Source organism: Comamonas sp. (assembly GCF_009360615.1).
Classification (GTDB): domain Bacteria; phylum Pseudomonadota; class Gammaproteobacteria; order Burkholderiales; family Burkholderiaceae_C; genus Comamonas.
Genome location: NZ_SPEY01000017.1, coordinates 212,234 through 231,535 on the forward strand (window position 1 = coordinate 212,234; position 19,302 = coordinate 231,535).

19 protein-coding genes are annotated in these 19,302 nt (G+C 37.4%); 10 read left to right on the top strand and 9 right to left on the bottom strand.

What is annotated here, in order from left to right; genetic code table 11:
• Nucleotides 1-222 precede the first annotated feature (222 nt).
• The 9 genes from E2583_RS04615 to E2583_RS04655 all read right to left on the bottom strand — a co-directional run bounded on the left by E2583_RS04615 (nt 223) and on the right by E2583_RS04655 (nt 9,269).
• Nucleotides 223-801, bottom strand: a complete 579-nt coding sequence (locus tag E2583_RS04615) for a hypothetical protein (protein WP_291593552.1) — start codon at nt 799-801, stop codon at nt 223-225.
• 407 nt (nt 802-1,208) lie between these two features.
• Complete coding sequence (locus E2583_RS04620; RefSeq protein ID WP_291593554.1) at nt 1,209-1,772, bottom strand: hypothetical protein; 564 nt, start codon at nt 1,770-1,772, stop codon at nt 1,209-1,211.
• A 522-nt stretch (nt 1,773-2,294) separates the two neighbouring features.
• Complete coding sequence (locus tag E2583_RS04625) at nt 2,295-2,513, bottom strand: hypothetical protein (RefSeq protein ID WP_291593556.1); 219 nt, start codon at nt 2,511-2,513, stop codon at nt 2,295-2,297.
• 102 nt (nt 2,514-2,615) lie between these two features.
• Nucleotides 2,616-3,698 (bottom strand): hypothetical protein, encoded by a 1,083-nt coding sequence (locus E2583_RS04630; RefSeq protein ID WP_291593558.1) that lies wholly within the window; start codon nt 3,696-3,698, stop codon nt 2,616-2,618.
• A gap of 159 nt (nt 3,699-3,857) precedes the next feature.
• Nucleotides 3,858-4,214 (bottom strand): hypothetical protein, encoded by a 357-nt coding sequence (locus E2583_RS04635; RefSeq protein WP_291593559.1) that lies wholly within the window; start codon nt 4,212-4,214, stop codon nt 3,858-3,860.
• A 163-nt stretch (nt 4,215-4,377) separates the two neighbouring features.
• A complete protein-coding gene (locus E2583_RS04640; RefSeq protein WP_291593560.1) occupies nt 4,378-4,752 on the bottom strand; it encodes a hypothetical protein in 375 nt (124 codons plus the stop codon).
• 152 nt (nt 4,753-4,904) lie between these two features.
• Complete coding sequence (locus E2583_RS04645; protein ID WP_291593561.1) at nt 4,905-5,195, bottom strand: hypothetical protein; 291 nt, start codon at nt 5,193-5,195, stop codon at nt 4,905-4,907.
• A 455-nt stretch (nt 5,196-5,650) separates the two neighbouring features.
• The gene (locus E2583_RS04650; RefSeq protein WP_291593562.1) at nt 5,651-6,244 is read right to left on the bottom strand and encodes a hypothetical protein; all 594 of its coding nucleotides are present in this window, start codon (nt 6,242-6,244) and stop codon (nt 5,651-5,653) included.
• A gap of 1,645 nt (nt 6,245-7,889) precedes the next feature.
• On the bottom strand, nt 7,890-9,269 hold the full coding sequence (locus E2583_RS04655; protein ID WP_194596607.1) for a hypothetical protein: 1,380 nt from the start codon (nt 9,267-9,269) through the stop codon (nt 7,890-7,892).
• Between the two features lie 2,094 nt (nt 9,270-11,363).
• On the opposite strand from E2583_RS04655, the gene E2583_RS04660 reads away from it, so the two are divergent.
• The 10 genes from E2583_RS04660 to traV all read left to right on the top strand — a co-directional run bounded on the left by E2583_RS04660 (nt 11,364) and on the right by traV (nt 19,223).
• A complete protein-coding gene (locus E2583_RS04660; protein ID WP_291593564.1) occupies nt 11,364-12,128 on the top strand; it encodes a lytic transglycosylase domain-containing protein in 765 nt (254 codons plus the stop codon).
• 65 nt (nt 12,129-12,193) lie between these two features.
• The gene (locus E2583_RS04665; RefSeq protein WP_291593565.1) at nt 12,194-12,499 is read left to right on the top strand and encodes a hypothetical protein; all 306 of its coding nucleotides are present in this window, start codon (nt 12,194-12,196) and stop codon (nt 12,497-12,499) included.
• Nucleotides 12,492-13,964, top strand: coding sequence for a GspE/PulE family protein (locus tag E2583_RS04670; protein ID WP_194596610.1), 1,473 nt, complete (start codon nt 12,492-12,494; stop codon nt 13,962-13,964). Before E2583_RS04665 ends, E2583_RS04670 begins: the two co-directional genes overlap by 8 nt.
• A complete protein-coding gene (locus tag E2583_RS04675; protein ID WP_194596611.1) occupies nt 13,948-14,643 on the top strand; it encodes a hypothetical protein in 696 nt (231 codons plus the stop codon). The genes E2583_RS04670 and E2583_RS04675 overlap by 17 nt, the downstream gene beginning before the upstream one ends.
• Nucleotides 14,640-15,242: an OmpA family protein gene (locus E2583_RS04680; protein ID WP_227592118.1), complete on the top strand. Its 603-nt coding sequence runs from the start codon at nt 14,640-14,642 to the stop codon at nt 15,240-15,242. Before E2583_RS04675 ends, E2583_RS04680 begins: the two co-directional genes overlap by 4 nt.
• Before the next feature lie 11 nt (nt 15,243-15,253).
• Nucleotides 15,254-15,541 (top strand): type IV conjugative transfer system protein TraL, encoded by a 288-nt coding sequence (locus tag E2583_RS04685; RefSeq protein WP_194596612.1) that lies wholly within the window; start codon nt 15,254-15,256, stop codon nt 15,539-15,541.
• Nucleotides 15,538-16,155, top strand: a complete 618-nt coding sequence (locus E2583_RS04690) for a TraE/TraK family type IV conjugative transfer system protein (RefSeq protein ID WP_194596613.1) — start codon at nt 15,538-15,540, stop codon at nt 16,153-16,155. The genes E2583_RS04685 and E2583_RS04690 overlap by 4 nt, the downstream gene beginning before the upstream one ends.
• Nucleotides 16,156-16,171: 16 nt before the next feature.
• Nucleotides 16,172-17,149 (top strand): type-F conjugative transfer system secretin TraK, encoded by a 978-nt coding sequence (locus tag E2583_RS04695; RefSeq protein ID WP_291593573.1) that lies wholly within the window; start codon nt 16,172-16,174, stop codon nt 17,147-17,149.
• A 14-nt stretch (nt 17,150-17,163) separates the two neighbouring features.
• The gene (locus E2583_RS04700; RefSeq protein ID WP_291593574.1) at nt 17,164-18,558 is read left to right on the top strand and encodes a TraB/VirB10 family protein; all 1,395 of its coding nucleotides are present in this window, start codon (nt 17,164-17,166) and stop codon (nt 18,556-18,558) included.
• Complete coding sequence (gene traV / locus E2583_RS04705) at nt 18,555-19,223, top strand: type IV conjugative transfer system lipoprotein TraV (protein WP_194596616.1); 669 nt, start codon at nt 18,555-18,557, stop codon at nt 19,221-19,223. The genes E2583_RS04700 and traV overlap by 4 nt, the downstream gene beginning before the upstream one ends.
• Nucleotides 19,224-19,302: the final 79 nt, after the last annotated feature.

Genomic DNA, 19,302 nt, shown 5'->3' on the forward strand with positions numbered 1-19,302 from the left:
TATGCGCGATGCCTTTTTTGAAGGCTAAAAGCCTGTAGCGTCAGCAACACGGCTTAAAAGCGTTAGCGCGGGGAGAGCCACACCCCTAAAGTCAATAAACGAGTGTAGCTGTAAGCAAATAGGAAATATGCAGGCAAAGGGCGTAATGAGGACAAAAATGCGGGAGAGATGAGGTGCGTTAGCACCGGCGTAATAAAAAGAGAACCTTGTGCGGTTTAAGCTTTATTCAAAAGCCAGAAAATGAAGCAACCAATTAAATAGGAGACTTGCCAGAAGCACAAATGCTCCACGTAGAATATAAAGTTTCTTTTTCTCAATAAAAAATGTAGTTCCATCAATTTCAGAGGGATATATTGTGTAAGTTGTCTTGCTGACTACGTTTTGGCTTGAAAAAGCACAATAAGCCAAGCACAAATGGGTAAAAAATAAAATCATAACCAGAGCTGAGCTGTTGTTTTCAGTTACCGGTAAAAGCTCAAATTTTGTGATTGCGATCCCTGAGATCAAGGAGATCATAAAAATACAGCCGAGCAAGGTTCCCCAATCATTTCTGAAATAAAAACGCTTTTCATTGGCTATGAATGTGGCTGAAATTAAAAATAAGTGTTTAGAAAATATGATCAAGTTGATCATATATAAAAGGAAAAAATTAAATCCAATTTGTTCAACTTTGAATAAATATGATACAGCGAATGTGAGTAGCAAAAAAACGATCGCAAATGTATTTATGCATAAAACATAGGTAAAGCCTGCCAAGATACTGTTTCTTTTTTCAGAAAAGGTAAACATTTGATTTAACATTTAAAAACTCATTATTGTAGATGCGCATTTTAATACAGTTTGGCAGGCATCGCTATTGCCATCTCGACTAACCCCTTGGATTAAACAGAGAATTTATCAAGTTAGGATTGTACCCATTTATAAAATCTATTGAATAAAGTTAGCGTTGCATAAAATACAAAGAATACAATAAAGACGATAAGAAAAGGGTAAGTCAGAATTAGCTTTTTTACACCTAAAATCAACGGGTAAAAGTAAATAAAACATATAGATAAGGAGAGTAACGCAGCAGTGAAACCAAAACCAACTAGCAGCAAATTGATGAAAAGACTTTCACTTTTGCTGAAAACCGGATTGTTATTATCATCAAATTTATCCATCACGATCTTGCTCAACAATTTAGGTAAATAATGATTCCAAAGGAGAATTTAAGCTTGCATAGCGGATTGACGCTTTTCGCGGTCCAATTGGATGTATAGAGGGAGAGCGTTGTATTGATATGCAATTTCAAGTGCATCGAAATCTTCTGCACATGTGAGACCCACATAACCTTTTTGCAGTGTTATATCTGTAATTGAAACTGGCTTAAAGCAATCGCGGATGTCGAGGAAAAGATAGACTTCACCATTAGGCTTCTGGAAGAAACTTAAGATACGATGATTGGCATAAGATTCGCCGTGTTGATTGGTATACGTTACTAGATCACCAGTTGATAAATGCTTAACTGGAGAAACTAAGTTTGGTTCACACCAGAAAAATTCATGATAACGGCTAAAAAAGATTTCTTTTGAATGACGTGCTTGGACCAGATCATTAATCACATATTCTTTCATGAACATATAGTTGATGAAATTTTCTTTGCGAAAATCAGGTTGAGAGAGTTGAGAGGCAATACTTTCAGCATCTTGAAATTGCATATTCACCAAGATTCTGTTTAAAAATTTAGGAAACTTAATTCGATTTGCCAGTTTTTCGATGTCTTGAAATTTCATTTGTACAGCTCCAAAGTTGATATTTGAATTATATCATATACCGCATATTTAAAATACTTTTGCTTTTAAAATATAGTTATTTAATTTAAAAGAATTCAGTCGGGCGGGGTTATATTCAAAATCCGTGGAATGCCTTCTTTGAAGGCTCAAGCCAATTGCGTCAGCAATACGGCTTAGAAGCGTTAGCGCACCTATTTTGTAGATATTTAAAACGAGCGTGGCTGTAAGCAAATAGGAAATATGTGGGAGTGGTATTTAGTTCGGAAAAAATGCGAGAGAGGTGAGGTGCGTAAGCACCGGCGTAATGAAAATAGAACCCTACGAAAAACGACAGTTTTTAGGAGGTCTATTTTGAAAATTTGTCAGGAACAAATTTAGATGAGTCTGCGAAGCAGAAAGGTGGCGGAGGGAAAGCCACCTTTATCCTTATTAGAAATGTTTTTTCTGGGATGTTAATGCCGAATGCGTTAGCAGCACGGCACGAAAGCGAAAGCTTGAGCAACAGGCATAATGGTTTCCCATCTAAAATGCCCAAGTACCAACGACAGTTGGTACTTTTTTTCTGGATAAGAATTTACGTGTTAGAAAATTTTGTGCGGCTTGCTCTAAATTAAAAGAAGCTGCATCAAATTTCAAACTCGATTTTGAAATACGCACACCCTTATAGACCGGAATATAGAAAAATCTGACACCTTGCGTATCGGTTTTTTTTGGTACTACTTCAATTTCAAAATCACGCATTGTTTTCACCTAAATTATTTAAGGTTTAGTGCAAAATCCCATGGAGAGAAAGCCTGCATCATGGGATTTTGATCATTATTGTGACAGTTGGATCAGGACTGGTTATTTATTTGCTGATCCTAGCTTGAACGGTGGAATATCCTTATGAACTTCTTCAAGTGCTTTGGTGAAGTTTTTGCTGCCGTAGTGGGTCTCATCTTGAGGTGGAAAGGTTTTAAAATAAAACCGCTTTTGCTTGCTGAAAAAAGTGTTCAGGTAGCGTTCAATTTTACCTCGGGATGAATCCCAATCGTTGATCCATGTTTCCATCCGCAATGGCAAATCGACATCTTGGCAATCAGGATGGAGTAGCTTAAGGAACATGCTGCCAGTTTGTGTGATGTTGATGGTTCGCTGATCGTCCTCTGACAATAGATTATTTTCAATTAATCCCTCTAATATCGCATTTCGTGAGGCGTGTGATCCAATTTGAGCAAGGGCATATTTTCCTGAACCGATCCATTGTCCCATCAATGAATAGTAATCATTACGATGAACGGGACCACGAATATTTAAATCATAAAGGACCTGTAGGCTATATTTGCTCATGATGAATTGGTTGGTATCAACCCCCAATCCGCGAAGCAGCTCACCAAAAACAATTAAAGAATTGGTATTGTAGTTGAAATCAAAGTACTTCTTGGCTGTCCCTTTTTTTAGAAGTTTTTGGTACCAGTCATCTTTTGTAGAAAGCGGGTTATCAACGGCTCTTTGTAAAATCTCTGGTGCCATCGAGTAAGTGACAATGGCTTCGTATTCATCCTGCGCACGTTCGGGACCTAAAAATTCACTGATCATAAGATGGAAACCGAAAACGTTTGCAGGGTCGAGATCAGTCGCGAGGATGATCTTGTTTGCGATACTCAATACGTCTTTAGGTGACAGGTCCAAACGGACAATGCGATCGGCTAAAATTTCTTGTACGGGTCTGAAATCGCGGTTTGACGGATATTTCCATTTTGGTTCGTGTAAATAAGGAATATCACGGAATTTAAGCCCGCGAGGATAATCAAATTCAAAGGTACCAATTACAGAAAGGGTTGAGAGGGCATAAATCTTGGCATCGCTGAACTTGGCTCTTACGATAGAGGCTAATTGAGCTGCCACGTCTGGTTTTTCAACCACGAAAAGGATGGTTTGTTGCATTTTTCCGTACTCCGGTAAGGGAAGGTGTTTTTGCATGGCTTAGCCATGGACTAAAAGAAATTATGTTTATGAAAACATAAGCATTATTTTATCAGAAAAACATTATTAAAATTAATCCATATATGTATTTTTGTACATATATGGATTGTAGCCAATGCCTTATGAACTTGAATTCAAAAGTTCGATTTTCTTTCCGTTTTCTTGAGCCTCTACGCGAGCTTTTTTTCTGCGGTAATCCAGTTCCCCAGAAGTGACTTTACGCACGGTGAAATCGATACTCGGAACTCTTTTCCGAAGTTTTGGCTTTAGCCCATCAACGAGCTTTAAAGCAAGTGCTTCGGTTTCGATAAAAATACATTTCTTGGTTAGACGACCTGCCAAGCTGATATAGCAGTGAGCTGTTTCGTCTGGTTGGACCGGATGGTACCAATCGCTTAAGAAGTTTATGGGTAAATCACCGTGACTGAGGGTAACGGCGATAGTGTAAAGATCAGAAAGCGAATGATCATGTGACATAATTGATTCCCTAATTAATGAATATGCCATTTGATTGGCATTTTATTACATCAGATCGCGTGGAAATATAAACGATCATTTTTTAATCATAAAGTGATATTTAATATATAAAACAATAGCTTATATTATTATTGCCATGTTTTTCGATTGGCATAATGTTACATTAACAATATTCAGCCTCCATTGCCTTTTTAACCATATATGTAGACACAATATTCTTCTCATTACTCTGCATTGATAGAACATAGTGAATCTGAGGAGAAACGCCCGTGAACCACTGAAAAACGTTCTGGATCATCACGGCGGTTTCAAAGTCATAGATATAGCTATCAGCATCAGTTTTATTAGACGGTGCTTTAAGAATCCCAAAATTGAATGAGTTATGTTCGGGCTTTAATGTATCAAACCGGAATTTGAATTTTTGAATGAAGCCAGACTTTTCTCCTTTTTCGTACCAGAGCGCGTAACCGAGAATATCCGGTTCTACTGGTAATCCTAAACGTTTGGCAAGATCGGCAGGATTTTCGAGTCTAAGCATAGTATTGCTCCCTTAGTAAAAAGTTAACGCTATGATTGGTCTAATAGTCTTTATATCTGTATACAAACAAAATGCTTCAACCATTGGTTGTAGCTGTTGCAGTTAAAAATGATTGATGGTCCTCTGAATAAATTAATAAAGGTTGGTATCGATCAGATATTTTTATCAAAGTTTGCTATGGTCTCATTGACGACAGTTTGAATGACATCGAAATCTAGCCCTTGATCCTTAAGTGCCAAAGTAAGGGCAAATGTCATGTGAGCGGTCGCATCTCTATATCCGATGTTATAGCCATCAGCTTTTGTCAAATCAAAAGAAAGCTCGAGGCGTTTAACAATTTCATCTGTGATAGAGCCTTCTTCCTTGGCTTCGACTTCCGCAACAAGCTTAGCTTTCAGTTCAACAGGTATCCGATAATTGACTTGGGTAGTTGCTCTACTCATAGAAAGTAATTTTTTCCTAGAAAATAAAAGCCATAAAATTGATAAAAGTACACTCGTACTCATAGCCCCAAAGATGTTAGCTATTTTCTTTTCAAATAGACAGACTATTCTATGAAAAAATAAATAGCTGATTCTGAAAAAAATATGAAACGGCGCACAAAAACATCTGAATACATGAAGAATTACGAGTTATGAAGAAAAGCAAAAGAATTGAACTTCTATTCGGGAAGATGTATTTCAGTCGGTGGAATGCTCACGCATTTTTCTAAAGAACACCGCTCTCGCTCATACCCAAACACACATTGGGAATGAAAACCCTTGGTGCCGGTACCAATACAAACAACAAGTCATGTTTTGTCTGAGCATTGGATATATAAGATAGCTATAGAGGAAGAATAGGGAGCGATATGCCAAGTGTATTGGGAACTATAACTGTATATATAGAGGACTAAAATTCAACACGGCGTTACCTTATACGCTTCGAGGATACGTTTAAGCATCGGTGTAATTTGAGTGGTTCTCTCAAAAGGGGTTAATTCATCGAATGGTCCAATCAGTTCGTGTATATCACTATGAAGTTCTTCGTATGGAGCTGTAGCAGCAATAGCGAAGGCAATTTTGTATAAGGATTCAATATTAAGGGAACAATAATGCTCAAAGCTTTTTTCGGTTACATCGACAAGTAGGTTTATATAGCCTTGTTCCAATCTGGAGATTTCGGTACTTAACAGTACATGATGTAAATAAGCTGTACTCATTAGTAGGATGAACGGATTAATCACTGCGCCGTAGAGATGAAAGTAATGTGGGGTTTGTTTCCCTGTATCAGAACAAAATTCGTAAGCTCCAATTTCTTGGGCAGAGCATCGTTCATTCTGGAAAGCTTTACGCAATTCGTAGCATAAGCCCATCAAGACTCCTTCTTTGTAAGGGATACAGTCTAATTTTTTGTTTAGAGAATGGATCACTTCATAAAGCTGTTTTAGAGAGCTGTAGGTTCCCCAGATTGTTATCGTTTGCTTATGATCCGGTATGCTGAAATTGTACATCTAAGAAGTCTCTTAATTTATTATATCGAATGTATCGAATTTACTATCCCACAAAGCAATCTACTGGTCCATAAGTTGAAACATAAGCCATAAAGAGAGCAACTCGAGCAGTGGCTACAAGGATCGGTAAAGTTTTAATTTTATGTTCATGAGACTGGAACGCTGCGGTCTATTCAATATAAGAATCTATAACAAGTTCTATCGGAACCTATAATCAATGTGCTTTTACCCGAAGGGAGAAACTAAAGGCAATACAAGGTATAGGATAAGCAGAATAGCGTGAGCGGAAGTGTGCCAGTAAGGGAGCGAAAGCGGACGCTTTTTTCCGAAATTAAATTACAGAAGGGAAAAATTTCAATAAAAACATTAGGGAAATATTAATATTAATAAAAAATATAAATGCGCCGTAATAGCCATCTTAAAATAATTTTGAAAATCAAATTTACAAGAAGTAAAAATCATAAATTGCAGAGTTAGCTTGTTAGGCAAGAAGCAAAGCTGAGACAAATTTTTCTGATCCAGATGAAATATTCCAAAAAAAGCGCACGGCGTAGTCGTGGCAAAATGCATTAGAAAATAGCATCAAAGAGGGTAAAGCTGCGGTAATTTTTCAGAGTAAATAAACAAAGAGGCGATCAATTTGTGATCTGTTTTTGTGTGTTAATTCTGAAAAAAATTACGGCGAATTATGGTCAAGATTTCTCTTTCATGGGGAAGTGGAAGGTCTAAATTTTTGGAGAGGTAAAGCAGCTTAAAGATAGAATTTCATAGCTCAAGAAAGTGCCAGTTGCAACATAGTTGCTAAGGCATAGACAGAGGTTGAAATTCAATCCACGGCGCACGTATCAAATAATTATTGTATCGCTCACGCTAGTAAATCAGCTCACGCTGAGATTAATGATACTAGAACATAATCCTAAAAAAAGATTTACTTCTAAGATAGATAAACCTAATAGGAAAATTAAATTAACTATTTATTATTAATTAAAAACTATTTGGCACGGCGTAACGATATTCTTATAGATCGCTATGTCCTGATATATAGGAAGCTATAATACAATCTATAGGGAACTATAGATGTATCTATAGATAGCTATAGGATAATACTTAGGGAGCTATAGGAAACCTAATAGGGACCTATAAAAAAAGTATGAGAGCATCGGGATTAGATGAAAGTGATTTCAATAGGGTAGTGTTATAGTACTTCACTATGACCATATACAGCGTTAGCGCATATATGGTAGCCGTTAGGCGATTAATAATCTTTTTTTTATAAATTAATTGGTGAATATTTAGAGGGAAAATTAGATAGTATTTTTTTAGCGTAAGCGAAATACAAAGACACAAATTTATAATAAAGCGTAAGCGCCGAAAAAGTTCCCATCTTGAGCGATTGTAGATAGAATTATATATATCAATAAGTTACATTAGTAAAATAGACGTAAACTCCGTGTCTAAGTTCAGAATTGGTAACTTAGTCTAAAAGCTGTCAAAAAGTTTCCCAAAAAAAGCATAAAAAAAGAGTACACAAAAAAACAACATGTTCATAAGCTTAGATAGCTAGTTACCAAAAAGTTTCACTTTGGATTTAGGAATTTTGGTAACTAGCTTGAGTGCATAGCGTAGAAATTAATCAATATTAACTTTAATAGGTGTCAGAAATTAATCTCGGGTCCATTTCTTTATATGTATCCAAGAAAGATTCAATTTCTTTATCTGTTGGAGTTATATCACGCTCCTTTCCATTTTTATCGTGTTCACGTATTAGATTATTCAGGGTTGAAGGTGAGGCTTTCATTAATTCAGGATTTTTATTTCGCAACGCCGTGCGTAATTTCTTAAACCGTTTTTGGTTTTCTTCACGGTAAGCTTTATTTTTCTCAATGATAATAGTTTCATTAATACATGCTTGTTGGAACTCTTTAAAGTTCTTATATGCAATAGGTGAGAACCGCACATAATGAAGCATTTGAGGGAAAGCTAACCTATTGTAAATATTAGGATATGTTTCTTTAACAATCTTTTTTACTCGTCCAGATATTTTTCCAATCTGATGTCTAACTCCATGATAGTTGCCTCTGGCATAAAGTCTACGCATTGAATCTTCAAACTGAGTAGGTCGGGTCGGGATTAGGACAATCTTTTTCTCAATATCCGTCCCCATCTTTTGAAGAAATTCATTGTTTAGATACCAAGTAAAACGAAATTTTTTCTTAGATTTTCTTTTAAAAATATGAAGATACTGATTGTTAGTTCGGGTCAAATGTTTCGTTAAAAGTTTAATCACATCATTGTAGGGAGTACCCTCATCAGGGGTTACACCGTACTTGTTCTTAAGCATACTCAGGGCTTTCTCATGGTTATATTCCAATTGTTCGCCATCTTTGAGGTATAAAAAACCAAAGTTTTCTTTAATTGCTTCGTATTTTTTTTCATCATTTGCTGATAATTTTGAACCCAATTCAAGGTTCGTTTTAAGCCCGTTAATTGACTTTAGTGACAAATGATCAAGGTGATTTGCAATGACTGGATCAAGTGGAATTCCGTAGTTGTATGGAAAAAGATAGTCGTTGTCGATGCTGTCCTTAAGATCGTCATAACTAATGTAAAGACCGAGGATATATTCACCAAATGTTAAGTACTCTAGAGGATTGCGCGTAATAATTGGCTTCAAATTTTCACGCGACATTAATTTCTCGTTGAGTGAATTTATGTCCTTATTGTTAACATTTTTACTCCGTGCAGCTTTACGGTAGCCGGTAGTCAAAAGCCAAAATTCAATCTGACCAATATACGAGGGATTGAAGTGAATGACTAAAGTCCAAACAGGCTCTCCACTCCGTCTTTGATAAGCACGTTCATTATCATCAGTCTGCAAACCATACTTAGAGATGAGCTTAGGGATTACAGAGTTGACCTCACTAATTGATATTTTACCGCTCATCCAATAACGGCAACGACCCGTAGTTACCGCATTCATCAATGCAGTCAAACAATCTGTTTTTTTTATGGAATAAGTGATCATAATTTGTACAATTCCGTGATATATTGGTTCAACAATAAAAGTGACACCATGATTTACAAAAAGAATAAGAGAAATTTTCTTTAAAATCTATCTTTTTTAAAAGGAAAATGGTTTTTCCGTAAATAAGAGTTCCTGATGATTTAGAATTCACTATGTTTTTTAGCTTGTTTTCGGGGGGTATCTGCCTTATCCTGTGTTTGCCAAATATGGTTTTTTAGGGGGGTGTGAATAGTGTTCCTCGTAAAAAATCTAAACTCTTGTCGAAGTGTTTTATGTGTAAACGTCAGCCAACGTTTACTAAAACTCGCAAAGCTGCGTGCGTGAGAAATCTAGCTGGCGCGGCTATGAAGGGCACTAGGCGGTGAGATTCCGCTTTTTGACCCAATCCCCGAGTAACGCAGATAGATCAGTAAGTAGGAATCAGTAAATAAATTAGAATTTGCGTAAAAGTCGGGCGACATAGAAACGGGCATCGTGGTGACACGATCAACCCTGTCTAATGGAGAGTGTGAGTAGCTTCAAGGAATGATAGCTGCGTTAATAACACCTATTTCATGCTTCAATTTCTACATAGGGCATGATGTATGGCGCACAGGTGGGCTGCTGAGAGTACGGTGACGTACTAGGGGGTATGAGGAGAAATCTGGATTACTCTGGTACTAAGCGATTGACTTAAATGACTTGTCGTGATGACGTTTTAAGTTGGTTGGTTAGATCGTTGGATAGCTCAAGCCTGTAACGATGACACGTAGAAAATAATGTCATCAAGATATTAAGACTGCATTAATTAAGTTTAATGTGGTCTTTTTTATTTTTGGTGGTTGCATTATTGAGATGTTGTTTTGCGTAGATTAAGTGCTTTACCCACAGTGAAGTCGAATAGCGGTTAATAATACGGGTTTTTGGAACTCTTACCGTAGAAAAACGGAATAGCTGCTATTTTGTGGAGTGGATAAGCGTACTGATCGTTGAAAGATATTGTTTTTTAAATATCTATTAACAAAGACCATTATGACTAATATGGGAATCTCTCAGGTCGATGATTATACAAGGTGGCTCCTTGATATAGACTTTTTGAAATGAAAACCTGCCTTGAGTGGGGAATAAGTTTTAATTTATGAGAGAAGGAGAATTGTTGAGTAGATTCTTTATGAGAATTTGATTTTTAATTAAATCATTTATTTATGAAGATACAGTCATTTCGAGCGAATAAAAACGTAAGCGGTGATGAAGCGAAAGACAATGCGAGAAATATTTAAAACCAATGACAAGGGTTTTATAAGCGAGGTGTGGCAACCTCTGTATCTATGAAATGATACGAACTTTTTTGGCGTGGAAGAAAATCAAATAAATAATTTCAATTACTATCGTGGCTGATTGTATTTGTGATTTTTGATAAGTATTCAGTAAGAAACAAAAACGGTGGCTCCGTTGTTGGTTCACGCCAACCATATAACCTAGTTATTAATATGAATTATGATTAATTTCATTATTGTATTAATCGCTACTAGCTATTTTTTTTGCAGTGATGCTATTAAACACTAAAGTTAAATTATTAGCGGAATCTTTTTTGCAGTGATGTATGTTTTTCTGGATTTATCTTCTAGCGGTCCAGATGTGACTTAGCAGTGATGTTAGATGATGATAGTCAACATACGAGTAAAAATTTTTCTTAGCGGTGAAGTAATTTGCTTGCTTTATGGTTAGCAGAAAAATAGTAATAGAAAGTCGTAGTTGTGGAACTAAAACACAACCGAAGTTTGTATCAAACTTAGCGGTGATAGCAGTCGGGCATAAGCTGCTTGAGCGGTTTGAAATTCGCTTCCTTTGTTCTTCAAAGAAATGTCACAAGTTGATAACTGTGAAAACGTACCAATGCGTTCATTGGCGTTAGGCGGTAACGTGAAACTCCAAGCAAGCCCTGTCTCATCTCAATGAGCAGGGCTTACCTTTTTGGATTAATTAAAAATTAATATTAAAAAAATATTTATTATTAAAAATAATAAAAATACATTAATTAATATTTAAAATTAAAAAAATTATGATTATACTAGCGAAATTGATATATCAAACATTTTATAATTAGGTTTTAGAATGATTTGCAAAAGAATTATTTTACCTTTTGTTGTTCTAACAACTACCACATTGACCCAAGCGGTCTATGCGGAGATTCAGATTGTCCGTAAAGAAGTCGTGCCGGTTGTAACCCCTACAATCGCTCTGGCTATGGTTTCGAATCCAGAAACAACTACTTCTATTCAGCCAAGCAATGTACCTAGCGCATCTAAAGTTTCTTATAGTAGTACGGCAAATACTACAAAGTTATCTCCTCAAACTCAGAATGAATTATTGCGCTCTGTAAGTGCTAATGATTTTAATGCACCAACCTTTGCCACTTCTGTTAGCACTCAAAATGCCAAGACGTTCAATACAAACATCCCTCAATACTCAACCTCTATAAAACTCCGGAATCCACCTCCTTATGTTGGTTGTTTCTATACATCTTCTCGAAAGTACGGAGTTCCTGTTGATTTGTTAATGGCTGTTGCTCAAACAGAATCTTCATTTCGCACAGATATAAAAGGTGTGCTTGGTAAGGGAGCGGATCATGGTCTCATGCAGATCAATGATTATTGGGTACCTAAATTGCGTAAGCGATTCAATATCACATTAACTGACATTTATGACCCATGCACAAATATTGAAATCGCGTCATGGATTCTTGCACACAACTTTGTTCAGTTCGGATATTCATGGCGAGCAGTTGGAGCATATAACGCTGTGACCGAATGGAAGCGTGTGCGTTATATCAACAAAGTTGCCAATAACTTAAACAAACTCCATGCGGGGCAATTATGATTTTCATCCGGATGCTATTCAGTGCCGTAGTCGTTTTACTTTTTGTGATTTATTTCACTTATGTAATGATCACAAGCGATCCGTGTACACGAATTGACCGCGCAACTAAACCTATCGAGCTGACAACAGATTTTGTTGTTGTTCTTGCGAAGCCATGGGCTGAGCCTCAAACCTTACAATCTATTCGTAACTGGAGTGCAAGAACTCGCTTACGTGCAGCAATTGTGTTTCGCATTCAATTTTATTCTGACTCAGTACCTCCAGTTGTATGTGATTGGGATTTGGCAAAAGACCGTATCTTAGGTACTGATAGTTCATTATCTGAAAAAGATGAAGAAGTAAAACAAAAAAGAGGATTAAAAAATGACTGATTTTTTAAATCCAGAAATCTTTAAAGACGAAAAGTTATCCGATGAGGAATATGTAAAGCGTGGTGATGTTGATCGAATTCCCGATAACTTTATCTGCGTAGATAAAACAAATTCGTATGAGGTATTCGCGGTTGCATATCTCAATGAGCTGTTTAAAACAATGATGGAGCATAAGGTTTCAGATATTCATTTAGAAAGTATGGATTTAGGGCATATTTGTCGTGTTCGAAAAGATGGTGTGCTTCATCAGTTCGGTCGATTACTTTCGGATAAAGAATATGCACAAATTAGAAAAAAAATCTATGCACGAGCTGATATTGAAGAATCTTATGCAAAGTCTTTCGCTGTAGATGCGCGTGGGTGGCTTAAATACACGACTAAATTGGATTTGCGTATTAGTTCCCTGCCTACTGTCAAAGGCTACACAATCGTAATTCGCTTATTAGATCAATCAAACTCAGGTCGTAGACTTGATTCAGTTGAAATGACAGATGCGACTCGTGTTGCGACTGTAGATACCATTAATTCAGCTCACGGCTTGGTTCTTGTTACTGGACCAACTGGATCGGGTAAAACAACGACTCTTTATAGTTGTTTGAATGAGATTAATAGTCATGAAAAAAAGGTGTTTACAGTAGAGGACCCAGTTGAATACACGATTAAGGGTGTTCAGCATATTAATGTCAATCGGAATATTCCTTTTGCTCGCGCTCTTAAAAGTGCATTACGACAAGACCCCGACATTATCCTTGTTGGTGAAATTCGTGATAAGGAAACTGCAAAGATTGCTATTGAAGCCGCGCAAACTGGTCACTTGGTTTTATCTACGCTTCACACCAATTCATCTGTAGGTGCAATTTCGCGTTTGATTGAAATGGGAATTGATCCTAGCCATATAAATGAAACTTTACTTGCAGTAAGCGCACAACGTTTGGTGCGTAAATGTAAGGACCCTCGAAACATGGACCATCCGAACACGCATGAAGCGGAATGGTTAAGAAAAAATGGCTACTCCAGTTATATAAACAAAGTTTTTGGGCGTGGGTATGCCAAAGAGAATTATGAGGGACGTTTACCAGTAATCGAATTTTTGATGATCACTGATGAAATTAAAGAATATATAGCAGCAAATGATATTGCACCTATTTATAAGCTTGCTCAACAACAGCCTCAGTACGAAACATTAACTGAGGCAGCATTGCGTTTAGCAATGGAAGGTAAGACTTCGCTCGAAGAAGTCATATCTATTAGTAAAAACAGATCAGCAGCAGGCATGGATGGAATGTTGTTGGGTGAGCGGTTATTAACGCTTGGCTATATAACTGAATATCAATTGTCTTATGCACAAAACCTACAACGTTCCTCAAGTGATGTGAATCGGAAAAAATTATCAGAGATTATTCTTGATTTACATTTCTGCTCACTTGAACAATTGAATGAGGTGGCAGATGCACCAGATGCTTAGTAAGAGTTTCTTTGTGGTAAGCCTCAGTCTAATTTGCTTATCAACAAATGCTCAAGACAACCTACTAGCAACAGGGAAAGCAACTGGTGTGGACCCTCGTACAAGTCAAAAAGTAGATGTGCAAATTTTTGGGCGTAGTAGTGTTCAAAACGAATTTAATGTGATTCGTTTTTTCTTCACTTACACATGTGACTACGGTGAAAAATATGATGCTGAGATGGCAGTCTGGGGAAGTACCTTGCCATCGAAATTTAAGTATGTTCGGGTACCAGTAATAACACAAGAGCCGAACTCAACAGTCGGTGCATTTGCATATTACGCAGCTTACCAGACAGATAAATCTAAAATTAATCAGTTTCAACAACACGCATTTAACCTCATCAAACACCAAGGTAAAGACCCCTCAGACCAGTGGACCTATTACGAGGCTGCCAAACGAGCGGGATTAAATCTAAATATTTTCAAAAAACATTGGGGAACAGAAAAAACAGTTCTTCTCGTAAAAAATGCTGTGATATTGGGAGCCAAATATAAAGTGGATTACACGCCAACTTTAACAGTCGGGGGGATATATACGCTGAATCCCGAGCCTATAGCGGAGAGCAAGACTTCGTTTATCGATTTTGCCAACGCAATTACTTCTAAATATATAAGTGAAAATGGAGTGGCAATTCGATGAAAAAAAATAGTTTGTCAGGTGCTTTGCTTTTAGTGATTGCTGCTTTGTATGGGTGTTCTACTGCTCAACCTGTTCCAGAGCTAAAAGTAGAAACTATTCCTCAGCCAACTTTTAACATCTTAAAAATACACGTAGATAGTGAAATTGTACGGGTACCTACAATTGAGCAGACAGTTGTATGTAACGGCTGTGATCAAATTCCGGCAGGCGTTGTACAAGAAGATGATGTGATCTGGATTCGTATGACCCCTGCACCAGAAGAAACCATCATTGATGCTAAGCATTTTGATTTTGATAAAGCCATTTTAAAAGGGGATTTATCAAAGTTAACTGCTATTGCTGACAAGATGAAGGCAGATTCTCTACTGGTGGCAGATATTGTTGGACATACAGATTCAATTGGTAAAAAAAGCTACAACCAAACGCTTGGGCTAAAACGAGCAAATGCTGTTAAACGTTGGTTGGTTAGCCAAGGTATCGATGGAAAGCGAATTATTACAAGTAGTAAAGGCGAAACGTCTCCTATTGCAAGCAATAAAAGCAAAGAAGGTCGTGCAAAAAACCGCCGAGCTGTCATCACAATTAATGTCACGGAATAAGGAGATTTCTTATGGCTTTAACACCTATCGAGATTCCAGACAATATTGATGGACCTCCATTTTTGTTGGCTTTCGAATCTGATGAGTTGGGTATCTATTTCACAATTATTTTTGCCTGCTTATTTACTAAGACGAACATTATCGTGATGTGCCTACTACTTTATGCATTTGCAAAGCTGTATGTGAATTACAAAAAAAGATCGATGGCAGGCTTTTATATTCATTATCCATACCGTTGGGGGATGATCCCGTTGAATTCGTATTTTAAAAATGGCTCGATTATGGAGTACAAAGAATGAAATTTAGCTTATTTAACGGGAATTGGGACTTATCTCACAAGGTAGCTATTGTCTCAACTTGCACGGCAGCCGTTCTAGGCGTTGTGGTATTGGTGCAATCATGGGGTTTGGCTAATAAGCGCGAACGTATTGTTCTAACACCACCAACCATTGATCAGGTTTATCAGATTCAGTGGGATTCTGCCAATACAGAATACTATAAACAATTTGCAGTTGTTATTTCGGGAATTATTGGGCAAACGACACCACAGAACATTGAGAACACGATTAAGACACTTAATCAATTCTTTGCCCCTGCATTGCAAAGACCAATGGCGGAATCGCTTAGAGCTTTAACAACAAAATTACCGGACCAGAACTTCTCAGCATGGTTTGTCCCAGAAACATCATCTTATGAGCAACAAACCGGAAAACTATTTATTCAGGGTAATTTGCAGTCGGCATTGACGGGAGCAGATATTCAGACTCAACCCGTTATTTATGAATTCATTATCCAAATGGAAAGTGGTAAGCCAATAGTAACGTACTTCAACAGTTATGAAGGTTATGAACCAAGAACACTGTCCTACCTTCGTAATAAACAGCAAGCAGAAGCAGAAGCAGCTAAGCAATAATAATTGGAGAAATTTTATGAAGTTACATAAGCTTTTCATTGGTTTAGCTTTAGCTGTAGGGGTTGCAAATGTTCCTGCTGCTTATGCTGATGGGCAAATATTTAGGAATGCAAATGAAATTCCTCCACCGAGCAATCTATCTAATGGGAACTATATCCCATTGCCGCAAAATAAAAATGCGCCAAATACAAATAATTTGCCGGCTAATTTTCAGTCGGGAGCAAATGCCCGAACTCAGGTGGCTAGATTACCGCAAGATTCATTAACTAATGCATCAATGATAGCCCAACAACCCATTTCGTTGGATCAGGCTAATTTAAAGCAACAAACAGTTCAGATTGATAATGATGATACGCATGTAGTCCCTGTGTCAGCATCAAATATGAACCGAATTTCAACTCCATTTCGAAATCCAATTGTACTTGTGAATGGTGGGGCTAAATATAAAGTTGTTGGTCAAGATGTCTATGTTGTCATGGAGAGTGATCAACCAATTGGTGTATACATCCGTGAAGATGACAACCTTGCTAATAATTCTCCTGTAGCTTCATTGACCTTGGTACCTAAGGCTGTACCTCCGCAAAATATTGCAGTGGTATTAGAAAACTCAATGAAAGAACGTCTTACGAATCCAAATGCAAAAATTGCATCAGATTATACAGATGTTATCCGCCAAACTCTCGGAACGATCGCTCAGAAAAAATTACCTGATGGCTATTCACGTTCGAATGTCAATGAAAAAACAATTGCGCGTGTGGGGGCTGTAACACTACAACCTAAGGTCCTTTATTCAGGTGTTGAACATAATGTTTATGTATATCAAGCACGTAATGTAACTGGTCAATACGTTGAATTAAGTGAACCTTCTTTTTGGCATAAAGGAGTTCGAGCGGTTGCTTTTAATGACGGAAAAATTCGTCTAGCTCCTAATGATACAACTGAAATTCTTATCCTTGCTGATGTCGGCAACGGTGAAGATTCTATTTACGATTAACCGGAGTCGATAAGATGAGTTTTAAAGAAAATATGCAGACACAATTTGCTGATATAAAGCAAAAATGGCATGAATTAGACCCTTTTAAACGCCGTATTATCATGGCAATGGTTTTCATTGGTTTGCTAACTTTTGTAATTTTATATCTTGGCGAAAAGCGGGCTAAGGAAAGTGAAGAAAAAGCTAATGCAGAAATCACAGTAGCAGATGAGCTTCAAACAGATCAATTGGTCCAACCAAAAGTCGGTGAGGTTGGTATCGATGATTTACGTGGGATGACTCAATCCGAACTAGAGCGTCAAAGACAACAACAAGAAGCTTTAATACAAAACCAAGAGCAAATTACTAATGATTATAAAACTGGTAATCAGGCTGTAGGTCAAAGTGTTTCTGATCTGTCTCGTCAATTGGCTTCTGTTACAGATGAAGTTAAACAGCTTAAGTTAGGCAATCAAGCGGGTGGTGCAAATGGGGTAAGTTTACCTCCATTACAAGGTATTGATCCAAACATGGACCAAGCATACCAAAACAATAATCAAAACCAAAGTGGTGTACCTGATTTGGGTTCAGCTCCAATGGTTAATCCAAATGATCCTGCTTTGAATAGCCTTCCAGATAATTCAGTTGCTCCACGTCCAATTGAAAATTCTGATCCATTCCAAATAATTAGAAGTGGTAAGGATGCTAGTAAGTTTCAAAGTAATGGATACCGCAGCAGCAGTAATGCTAGTGCAAAAAAGGATGTTTTGTCTGTTCAGGCTAAATTGTTGATTGAACATGGCTTGCCTACCGGAAGTATGATCCAAGGCGTTTTAATAAACGGTATGGACGCAACCGCAGGACGGGGAAAGGGAAACGCAGTACCGGCATTGGTTCGTGTGAAGAAGGATGCTGTACTGCCTAACCGCTATATTCAGGCTGTTAAAGAGTGCTTCATCATTGTTTCTGGAGTCGGTAATTTGGCAACAGAGCGAGCAGAAATGCGTGGTGAGACAATCTCATGCATATTTAAAGATGGAGCTGTCGTTGATGGTCCATTATCAGCTTATGTTGTGGGTGAAGATGGTAAAAGTGGATTGCGCGGACGAGTTGTTTCTAAGCAAGGTTCTGTAATTGCGCGTTCAATTGCTGCCGGATTCTTTGGTGGATTAGGTAAACAACTTGCACCAAGTCAAGTTCCAACTTTGGATATTTCTGGTAGTGATGAAACTAAATATCAAGTTCCAAATGTAGGGAATGCTTCAAAAATTGCATTGGCAAATGGTATGGGAAGCAGCTTGGATCGCGTTGCTAACTTCTATATGGACTTGGCTGAACAGATGGTACCTGTAATTGAGATTGATGCCGGTCGTCAAGTAACTCTAATTCTGAACAATAAATTTCAAGCTCAAGAAGGAAATGGAAAATGAAAAAACAACATTTTATAGCTATTAGTGCTTTGGCATTTCTAACAACAGCTTGTACAGGTTTTCAGGGTAAATATGGTTGTTCTGGGCTTCCTGACGGTATTGTTTGTAAAACACCAATGCAAGTGTATGAGCAAACGAATAGTGATGATCGAATTGGTGTATATCAAGCTGATTTAGATGGTGAAACTACACGAAAGTCGAAATATGATAAAGGTTCTAAAAAAACTACCGCATCTCAGGGTGAGCAAATGGTTAACTTATTTGCTAAACCTCAATTTCAAGCGGCTTCATCGCCAATGCCAGTATTAGAGCAACCTAAAGTACTCCGAATTTGGGTAGCACCATGGAAAGATGAAAACGAAACTTTGAACTGGTCATCTTATTTATTTACTGAAATCACTCCACGCCGTTGGAATTTTGGTGATTCGGTAATGCGTAACACTCCTGTAACTGCCCCTAATAAAGCTGATTATATGTCTCCGAGTACTACTACTCCGGCTCCGAGTGGAGATGGCAACGCAGCTAATTCTGAGGCAAATCAAATCATGGGTATGAATAACCAAGTTCCAGATCAAGAAAGTCAGCAACAAGGTCAGGTAAATCAAGTACAAGCACCAGAAATGCAAAGACAGCAACAACTAGCAGAAAACGGTGGGTTCAATTAAAAGAAAATATTGAACAAAACAAAGCCCGATTTAATCGGGTTTTATTTTTTTTAAATTTATTAAAATTAATAAAACATTT

Coding starts and splice junctions, on each gene's coding strand:
- E2583_RS04640 (WP_291593560.1), bottom strand. CDS start 4,752: ATGCTTAGACTCGAAAATCCTGCCGATCTTGCCAAACGTTTAGGATTA.
- E2583_RS04670 (WP_194596610.1), top strand. CDS start 12,492: ATGACTGATTTTTTAAATCCAGAAATCTTTAAAGACGAAAAGTTATCC.
- E2583_RS04645 (WP_291593561.1), bottom strand. CDS start 5,195: ATGAGTAGAGCAACTACCCAAGTCAATTATCGGATACCTGTTGAACTG.
- E2583_RS04695 (WP_291593573.1), top strand. CDS start 16,172: ATGAAGTTACATAAGCTTTTCATTGGTTTAGCTTTAGCTGTAGGGGTT.
- E2583_RS04635 (WP_291593559.1), bottom strand. CDS start 4,214: ATGTCACATGATCATTCGCTTTCTGATCTTTACACTATCGCCGTTACC.
- E2583_RS04690 (WP_194596613.1), top strand. CDS start 15,538: ATGAAATTTAGCTTATTTAACGGGAATTGGGACTTATCTCACAAGGTA.
- E2583_RS04685 (WP_194596612.1), top strand. CDS start 15,254: ATGGCTTTAACACCTATCGAGATTCCAGACAATATTGATGGACCTCCA.
- E2583_RS04680 (WP_227592118.1), top strand. CDS start 14,640: ATGAAAAAAAATAGTTTGTCAGGTGCTTTGCTTTTAGTGATTGCTGCT.
- E2583_RS04660 (WP_291593564.1), top strand. CDS start 11,364: ATGATTTGCAAAAGAATTATTTTACCTTTTGTTGTTCTAACAACTACC.
- E2583_RS04620 (WP_291593554.1), bottom strand. CDS start 1,772: ATGAAATTTCAAGACATCGAAAAACTGGCAAATCGAATTAAGTTTCCT.
- E2583_RS04650 (WP_291593562.1), bottom strand. CDS start 6,244: ATGTACAATTTCAGCATACCGGATCATAAGCAAACGATAACAATCTGG.
- E2583_RS04615 (WP_291593552.1), bottom strand. CDS start 801: ATGTTAAATCAAATGTTTACCTTTTCTGAAAAAAGAAACAGTATCTTG.
- traV (WP_194596616.1), top strand. CDS start 18,555: ATGAAAAAACAACATTTTATAGCTATTAGTGCTTTGGCATTTCTAACA.
- E2583_RS04625 (WP_291593556.1), bottom strand. CDS start 2,513: ATGCGTGATTTTGAAATTGAAGTAGTACCAAAAAAAACCGATACGCAA.
- E2583_RS04655 (WP_194596607.1), bottom strand. CDS start 9,269: ATGATCACTTATTCCATAAAAAAAACAGATTGTTTGACTGCATTGATG.
- E2583_RS04630 (WP_291593558.1), bottom strand. CDS start 3,698: ATGCAACAAACCATCCTTTTCGTGGTTGAAAAACCAGACGTGGCAGCT.
- E2583_RS04675 (WP_194596611.1), top strand. CDS start 13,948: ATGCACCAGATGCTTAGTAAGAGTTTCTTTGTGGTAAGCCTCAGTCTA.
- E2583_RS04665 (WP_291593565.1), top strand. CDS start 12,194: ATGATCACAAGCGATCCGTGTACACGAATTGACCGCGCAACTAAACCT.
- E2583_RS04700 (WP_291593574.1), top strand. CDS start 17,164: ATGAGTTTTAAAGAAAATATGCAGACACAATTTGCTGATATAAAGCAA.